The 8,259-nt window shown below is 71.0% G+C and carries 4 protein-coding genes; 1 reads left to right on the forward strand and 3 read right to left on the reverse strand.

What is annotated here, in order from left to right:
- Positions 1–140: 140 nt before the first annotated feature.
- Positions 141–803, reverse strand: coding sequence for a hypothetical protein (locus K3U94_RS22355; RefSeq protein WP_220695067.1), 663 nt, complete (start codon positions 801–803; stop codon positions 141–143).
- 160 nt (positions 804–963) lie between these two features.
- Positions 964–3,909, reverse strand: coding sequence for a hypothetical protein (locus tag K3U94_RS24220; RefSeq protein WP_220695068.1), 2,946 nt, complete (start codon positions 3,907–3,909; stop codon positions 964–966).
- 313 nt (positions 3,910–4,222) lie between these two features.
- Here K3U94_RS24220 and K3U94_RS22365 point away from each other — a divergent pair, with 313 nt between their 5' ends.
- Positions 4,223–4,633, forward strand: a complete 411-nt coding sequence (locus K3U94_RS22365; protein ID WP_220695069.1) for a GtrA family protein — start codon at positions 4,223–4,225, stop codon at positions 4,631–4,633.
- On the opposite strand, the gene K3U94_RS24225 is transcribed toward K3U94_RS22365, so the two are convergent.
- A complete protein-coding gene (locus K3U94_RS24225) occupies positions 4,630–8,118 on the reverse strand; it encodes a PGRS repeat-containing protein (RefSeq protein ID WP_267878334.1) in 3,489 nt (1,162 codons plus the stop codon). The two genes, K3U94_RS22365 and K3U94_RS24225, sit on opposite strands and share 4 nt — an antisense overlap.
- Positions 8,119–8,259: the final 141 nt, after the last annotated feature.

The following is an 8,259-nucleotide window of genomic DNA, read 5'->3' on the forward strand; positions in this document are numbered from 1 at the left end:
GCCAGAGTCTTCTCAATAAGTCTGAGCTGTTTAACCCCCAGGACTACCCTGGCCATCGCCTATGGGATTTGACTCCCGCGCATGCACGCCCGGGTTGGTGGCAGCTGCGCCAGCGGGCAACCGGATCAGCGGCCCGCGGGTTAGGCGATCAGGTCGCCCAAGCCGAAGTCGGTGAGCACGGCGTCGAAGCCGTCCATGGGCAGCCCGGCGTCGACAGCGCCCACGGTGAACCCATCGTCGAGACTCACTGGGGCGACGATGTCATCGAGGCCGCTCGGGTGGAACACGTCGCCCCAACCGGCCACGCCGACGGCTTCACTGGACCCGGCATCAAGCAGTTGGCCGGTGAACCAGTTACGGGTTTGGTACCAGTCCGCCAGTTCGTCGATCAGGCTCTGCACGCCATCGACGGCGGTGCCCAGCAGGGAGAAGGTGTCCTGAATGCCTTGGAAGCCTTCGGTGAGCAACAGCAGCGGCGTGCCGATCAGCAAGGTCAGCGGAATGATCACAAACAGCTCGCCAAGGGCCTCCAGGGAGATGACGAGAGGGAACAGTGGATTGTCCGGGTTGTCCAGAAACGGGATGATCCAGTTCAGTCCGGTCAGAGTGCCGATGATGTCCATCAGGCTGGAGTCGCCGCTCAGCGCGGTCAGCTCGACCGGAGCGAAGACCGATGCGGACGCCGGCGAGGCCGGAAGCGCCGTGGCAGTCATGGCCGTCACGCCGCTGGCCGAAAACGCTACCGCGCCAGCGGTTGCGACGCTGGCGATGGCCCGGGAATATCCGTTCGACGTCGTCCACATAGTCGTTGATTGTATTGCAGGGCAGTGAATTTGCGAACTCGAGGATGAGCTCAGAGACGAATTCGGTTGTGGCAGCGGGGGAACACTTCGCAACACGGTTTGGCAGACGCGAAAAGAAACACCCCGCACGGTTGTGCGGGGTGTTTCTTTTGCGCTGTGGCTACGGGGTGTTGCCGTTGGTGCCCTGGGTGCCGTTCGTCCCACCGGTGCCCCCGGTGGCGCCGGCGCCACCGTTGATCGCACCAGCGTTGGTGCCGATGGACCCCGGCCCGGTGGGCAGGTCCGGCGTCTCCACGGTGCCGCCGGCGCCGCCGGTACCGCCGGTGCCGTTGGCCGCGTCACCGACACCGCCGTTGCCGCCGTTGCCGCCATTGCCGCCGTGCACGTTGTTGACCGGGCCCGACGAGCTGGTGGTTCCGTTACTGAACGGGTCGCCGCCCGGTGTTGTCGCCGGCGGCGCGCCGTTGCCGGTCCAGCCCCAGCGGATGTCGCTGCCGTCGCCGCCCTGGCCGCCGGCACCGCCGTTGCCGCCGGTGCTGCCGTCGCCGACACCCGCACCGCCGTTGCCGCCGTTGCCGCCCTTGCCGCCGTTGGAACCGGCCGCGAACTGGTCGCTGCCGCCGTTACCACCCTTGCCGCCGTCACCGGCGACGTAGCCGCTGCCGCCGTCGCCGCCCTTGCCGCCGGCACCGGTGAGGTTAGCTGCCACGCCCGCGTCGGTGTTGCCCGCGGTGTCGACGTAGCCCAGCTCCTTGAGGTCCGGACCGGCGCCACCGTTGCCGCCGGTACCGCCGTTGGCACCGTTACCGGCGTTCGCCCCGGCTCCACCGGCCGCGCCGCCGTTACCACCGGCGCCGCCGTCGCCGCCCTTGGCACCGACTCCGACATTGTGCCCCTGCAGCGGGTGGTCGTTGTCGTCACCGTGGGTGGTGTAGCCGCCGTGCCCGCCGTCGGCACCGTTGCCGCCGACAGCGCCGTTGCCCCCGTCGCTGTCGAGACCGGTGGTGCCGCCACCGGCCCCACCCTTGCCGCCATTACCGCCGGTACCGCCGTTACCGCCCGCGGTTCCGTTGGCTGCCGGGTCGGTGTAGACCGCCGACGGGACGCCGTTCGTGCCGGCCGCACCATTGCCGCCGATGGCGCCGTTGCCGGCGACACCGCCGTCGCTGTCGGTGCCAGCGGTGCCGTTGGCCGAGGTACCACCGGCGGCACCGTTACCGGCGTTGCCGCCGCTGCCGCCATTGCCGCCATTGACGCTCGGCGTAGTGGCGTTGGCACCGGCACCGCCGTCGGCGCCGTTACCGGCCGTACCGGCGTTACCGGCGGTGTTGATCGCCAGCTCACCGGAGCTACCGCCGTTGCCGGCGTTGCCGCCGTTGCCGCCGACGGTGCCGTTGCCGTTGCCGTTGCCTGCGAAGGTGCCTTCGGCGCCCTCGGCACCGTTGCCGCCGTTACCGCCGTTACCGCCGTCGCCCCACTTGCCGCCGTTACCGCCGGCACCTGCGTTACCACCGCTGGTTCCCGCAGCCGCGCCGTTGTCGGAAGCCGCGTCGTAGCCGTCACCACCCCGGCCGCCGTTACCCGAGACGATCGGGTTGACGCTGCCGTCCGCACCGTTCACGCCGTCCGCGCTGCCGCCGGTACCCTGGCCAGCCGCGCCGCCAAGGCCTGCAATGTCACTCGGGTCACCACCGTTGCCGGCGTTACCGCCGTCGGGGTTCTCCGCGGTACCGGCCGCGCCGTTGCCGCCGTCGCCACCCAGGCCGACGTCGCCGCCCTTGCCGCCGTTACCGCCGGTACCGCCGATGCCCGCGGCGCCACCGACCGTGCTGGCCGCACCGCCATTGCCGCCGACGCCACCGTTTGCACCGGCACCGCCGTTGCCGCCGTTCTGGCCGTCACCGGTGCCGCCGTTCTCGAAACTGCCGTCCGCGCCGGTGGCGCCGGTGCCACCGGTGCCACCGACACCGCCGTCGCCGCCGTTGCCGCCGTTGCCTGCAGCTCCCTGAGTGTGCACCCCGAAGAAGCCACCGGCGCCACCGTTACCGCCGACACCACCGTTACCGCCGTTACCACCGACAGCAGCGGCGCCACCGTTGCCGTCCTGGGTGTCCTCGCCAGCAGCACCCGCGCCGCCGGCGCCACCGACACCACCGGTGCCACCGGTGCCACCGGCACCGGAGTTACCGAACAGGCCGGCCACCCCACCGTTGCCGCCCGCGCCGCCGTCGCCCGCAGCACCACCGGCCTGGCCCACACCACCGGCAGCACCCGTGCCACCGGTGCCACCCGTGCCACCGGCGCCACCGTTGCCCAGGAAGAAGCCACCGTCGCCACCGACACCGCCGGCGAAGCCGATCGCGCCGGTGTCACCGATCCCGCCGGTACCACCAGCGCCACCGTTGCCCATCAGGAAGCCGCCGGCGCCGCCGTCGCCGCCGAGTCCGAAGAAGCTGCCGCCATCGCCACCGTTGCCGATCAGGCCGGCGTTGGCGCCGTTGAGAGTGAAGTCGCTCGAAGCGAACGAGTAAGTGCCGTCCTCGATACCGTCCAGCGTGACGACGTCACCATTGCCGTCCAGCAGCACCGCACCATTGGCGCCCAGCACCTCACCGGCATCGTTGACGAACGCGCCGCTACCACCATCGCCGAACAGGAAGCCACCCGCGGACGCGGCGTGGTAGACCAGGTCACCGTCGCCGTTGATGCTGACGAAGGCGTTGTCACCGTTGTCGAAGACACCGTCGATACGCAGGCCGCTGTCGATCAGGAACTGGTTGATGCCATAGATCGGCTGGTAGATCAGCGTGTTGAGGGTGTTGGCCACCAACGCGTTGAGGCCATCGAGCGGAGTCGCCGCCGCCGAACCCGCCAAGTCCCCGTCGAAGAACGCGTTCAGACCCAACCAGTCATAGGCCGAGGAGTCCACGGACGCCGGCTCGACCCAGCTGAACAGGTCCCCGAGGAAGTCATCGAAGTCAGCACTGGCCGGCGCAGCCGTGATCGGCGTCATGCCGAACGCGAGGAAGGCGCCGGCGGCACTGGTGGCGCCCACGGCGCGGCTGAGACGACGGGTCCTGCTCTTGGCGGTGGATCGGTGCGACATGTTTTCCCTTCAGGTAAGGATTAGCTCTTGGCGGCTGACAGAGTCGTTAATTGCTAAGCCGTCGTTAAGGTAACAGAGCGCCAGCGACGACGGCAACCGCGCCGACATCGCAAACCTGGGAACTTGTTGAAATGCCCGTGAACAGTGGGTTTCTGACCGGCGCCCCCGGTCAAATTGGACACGTGTCTAAATATGAAACGGATCACAGGAAAACTCAATCCGCTCACACTGACCGAAAAACTGTGAAATACATAGGCTTCCTGATATGTACCTGCGGGTCGAGGTTGAGCGGGCAGCTGATTAGGATTCCCGGGTGGCCGAGACAACACCCCGCCCCCTGCAGCTCTCGACGCAGGTGTGGCGTTTTCTGGTCACCGGGGCACTGTCGGCGGTAGTGGATTTCGGGCTGTACCTGCTGCTGTACCTCAGGGCGGGTGTGCCGGTCGACATCGCCAAGGGGTGCAGCTTCGTCGCCGGGACCACCACCGCGTACCTGATCAACCGGCGGTGGACGTTTCAGTCCTCGGCTCACGCCGGGCGGTTCGTCGCGGTGATGGCGCTGTACGCGTTGACGTTCGCTGTCCAGGTGGGGATCAACCACCTGTGCCTGCAGCTACTGGACTACCAGCGGTGGGCGCTGCCGGTGGCGTTCGTGGCGGCGCAGGGCACTGCCACCGTGATCAATTTCGTGGTGCAGCGGACGCTGATCTTCCGGGCGCGTTAGTTGAGCCCGGGAGGGCCGTTAAACCCCGTGTAGTGCTGGTTCTGGAGTACACCGCCACTGGAGAAGGTGATCGCGATATTTTCGCCGCCGCCACCGTTACCGGCCGCACCGCCGGCACCGCCGTCGCCGCCGGTCACGCTGGAATCGATGATGCTGGAATTGGCGCTGCTCGACATGGAGGCGTAGCCGCCCAGACCGCCCCAACCGCCGCTACCGCCGGCACCGCCGGCACCGCCCGCAACAAATGAACTGTCGATGCTGCCGCCGGTGAGCGCCTGCAACTGGGCGTAACCGCCGCTACCGCCGAAGTTGCCGGCGGTGCCGTCAGCCCCGGCGTTGCCGCCGGTCGCGGAACTGTCCGCGATAGAGCTGTTGGCGCCCTGCGCGGTGACTTCGGCATAGCCGCCGGCCGCGGTGTCGGAGCCATTGCCGCCGACCGCCTGACTGTCGGTGATGACGCCCCCGCTTTGGGCGGAGATGTAGCCGTGCCTGCCGTCGCCTCCCGCCCCGGCGTTGCCGCCGGCGGCGTCGCTGCCGCTGACGCTGCTGCCGGTGCCGATGGCCTCTACCTGGGCCTGGCCGCCGCTGCCGCCGGCGGTTCCGTTGCCTCCGGTGGCATCACTGTCGGTGACGGTGCCGCTGTTGTTGGTGTAGATGGCGCCCTGGCCGCCGTCGTAGCCGACGACGCCGTTGCCGCCGCCGCCGTTGCCGCCGGTGCCGCTGCCGGTGGCGTCGCCGCCGTTCTCGGCCTTCACCGCCCCGAGGCCGCCCTGGCCGCCGGTGCCCGCGTTGCTGGCCGAGCCACCCTTCCCGCCGGTCGCGTCACCGTTGGCCGCCGCGCCGCTGTAGCCCGCCACCGCACCGGAGCCGCCTGCGCCGCCGGTGCTTCCGGCACCCGACGCGTCGCCGCCGCTACCGCCTTGGCCGGTGCCGTCGGCACTCCCGGCGCCGGTGGCACCCACCCCGCCGAGGCCGCCCGTGCCGCCGTGGCCACCGTCGGTGGCGTTACCGCCGTTGCCGCCGTGGGCAACACCGGTCGCGTCGCCGCTCCAGCCCTGGATCCAGCCCTGGCCGCCGTCACCGCCGACGCTGCCGGTGCCGGTGCCTGAGCCGCCGTTGCCGCCGAGCGCGCCCACGCCGGTTCCTGTCGCGCTGCCGCCGGTGTCGCCCCACAGTTGTACGCCACCGCCGAGCCCGCCGTGACCGCCGTCGATCCCGTCGCCTCCGGTGCCGCCCTGAGCCGTGCCGGCGGCGGTGCTGCCGGCGCTCAATGCCAAGACGTTGCTGTCGCCCCCGTTGCCGCCGGTGCCGGCATTGCCGAGACCACCGTGGCCGCCGATCGCCGCCGCGCCGGTGACGCTGCCGCCGTCCCTGCTGATGATGGAGCCGTAGCCGCCGTTACCCCCGGTGCCGCCATTGACGCCGTCGTGGCCGTTGCCGCCGATGGCGTTGCCACTGGCCGTACTGCCGTCACCGAGGGCCCCCAACGCGGCGGTGCCGCCGTCGCCGCCGTTGCCGGTGCCGATCCCGTTACCGCCGTTGCCCCCGAGCGCAGATCCGCTGGCACTGCTGCCGGTTCCGGAGACCAGGGCCTCGGCGAACCCGCCGGCGCCGCCGGCGCCGCCAGTGTCGGTGGTGGTGGCGTCCCCGCCCTTGCCGCCGTTGCCGCCGGTCGCGGTACCGGTCAGCGTTCCGCCGGACTCGGCTGTGCTGGCGGCACTACCTGCGCCGCCGCCACCGCCGCCGCCGAGGCCGGCCGCGGTCGCCGTTCCGATGCCGCCGGCGCCCCCCGCACCGGCGATCCCGGCCGCCGCGGCTGTCCCGTAGGTGTCGCCGGCGCCGCCGGTGCCGCCCGCGCCGCCGTTGCCGGCGGCACCGCCGTCGGCACCCAGGCCGCCGGTGCCACCTGTTCCCCCGGTGCCGCCGGACCACAGTTGGCCCATCAAAAGGTTGATGACCTTGCCGCCGCCACCGGCACCGCCGACACCGCCGGTCCCGCCCGCTCCGCCGTTACCGCCATCGATGCCGTGCCCGCCGGCACCGCCGTCGCCGCCGGTGCCCCCGCGACCGGCGCTGCTGGAGCTGTCCGCCGTGCCGCCCTCGCCGCCCGCACCGCCGAGGCCGCCCGCTCCACCGACACCGTTAGCGCCGTCCTGACCGCCGCCGACTCCGCCGGCGCCCGCCGCCCCGGCATTACCGCCCGCACCGCCGTTACCACCGGTGCCGCCGGTGCCCCCAGCGCCGGTGTTGTCCCCGCCGGCACCACCGGTTCCGCCGACACCCCCGGCCCCACCGTTGCCGCCCTGACCGCCGCCGTGGCCGTCGATACCCGCGCCGCCGGCACCACCATGGCCGCCGTTGCCGGCCGCACCACCGTTGCTGCCGGTGCCCGGTGCGGTGCCACTGTCGGCGCCGGCGGTACCGGTGGCCCCCTCGCCACCGGCACCGCCGTTCCCTCCGACTCCCCCGAGGCCGTTCTGGCCGACCGAACCGGTCAGCCCCATCAATCCGCCACGACCGCCTTGGCCCGCAAGCCCGGCCGCACCGCCATTGCCACCATCACCGCCGTCGGCGGCGAGGTCGCCGAGGCCGCCATTGCCGCCGGCGCCACCCTGGCCACCGTTGCCGCCCAGGCCCCCGTCACCGAACAACAACCCGGCCTTACCACCGTGCCCACCGAGGCCACCGGCGCCACCGTTGTCGCCGTCACCGCCGGCGCCGTTCGCACCGGCCGAGCCGTTGGTGCCAGCACCGCCCGCACCACCGTTACCACCGAAGCTCCACCACGACACCGAATCGCCGCCGTTGCCGCCGGAACCACCGGCGTCACCACCCGCACCACCGGCACCGCCCGTACCGAGCAGCCAGCCGCCCAGGCCGCCGTTACCGCCGCTGCCGGCGCCCACACCGGCGCCGCCGGCACCACCATTGCCGAACAACCCGGCATCCCCACCATTGCCGCCGCCGGCACCCGCGCCGCCGTCGCCGAACAGCCAGCCACCGGCCGTTCCGTCGACGCCGGCATTGTCCACCGTCAGGCCATCGAGACCGTTGCCGATCAGATCGCGGCCGGTCAGCTGGGTCGAGAAGTCATTCATCGGGTCCAGCCACCAGGCGTTGCCGGGGTCTGCGATCAGGCCCTGCATGTCCTGCCAGGCCGGCAGATACATGTCCGCCTGGTAGATCAGCGGCAGGTCGGCGTTGATGACAGCAAAGAAGTCCGGGCTGGCGAACGCGGTCTGCAGCATCCCCCAGACATCGCCGAAGAGCGCCTCGGCGGAGCCCCCCAGGGTGTCGAACGAGCCATCGCCGATGAACCCGAACGCGTCGAGGTCACCTAAGAAATCGTCGATCACATCCGCCTGGGCGGGCGGTGGGACGGCGAGCGGGGCCATTCCGAACGCCAGGAAGGCGCCCACCGCGCTACCAGCGCTGATGATCCGCCTGGTGCGACGACCCGCGGATGTGTCCGGACGAGCGGACATGGCGACCTCCCCATGAACGGCGGCTAACCGTCGCTAACTTAATGCTTACGTTAATGCTGTTCTTGCCTTAGTCAACACTGGCTTTAATAAAGTGGTTTCAGTCCGATTAATTGCAACCGGGCGGGCTGTCGACTACCCGAG

Origin of the sequence: Mycolicibacter heraklionensis (assembly GCF_019645815.1) — a bacterium.
Lineage (GTDB): Bacteria > Actinomycetota > Actinomycetes > Mycobacteriales > Mycobacteriaceae > Mycobacterium > Mycobacterium heraklionense.

Excerpts from the sequence above, each read along its gene's own strand:
- K3U94_RS22355 (WP_220695067.1), bottom strand. The coding sequence starts at position 803 with ATGTGGACGACGTCGAACGGATATTCCCGGGCCATCGCCAGCGTCGCA.
- K3U94_RS24220 (WP_220695068.1), bottom strand. The coding sequence starts at position 3,909 with ATGTCGCACCGATCCACCGCCAAGAGCAGGACCCGTCGTCTCAGCCGC.
- K3U94_RS24225 (WP_267878334.1), bottom strand. The coding sequence starts at position 8,118 with ATGTCCGCTCGTCCGGACACATCCGCGGGTCGTCGCACCAGGCGGATC.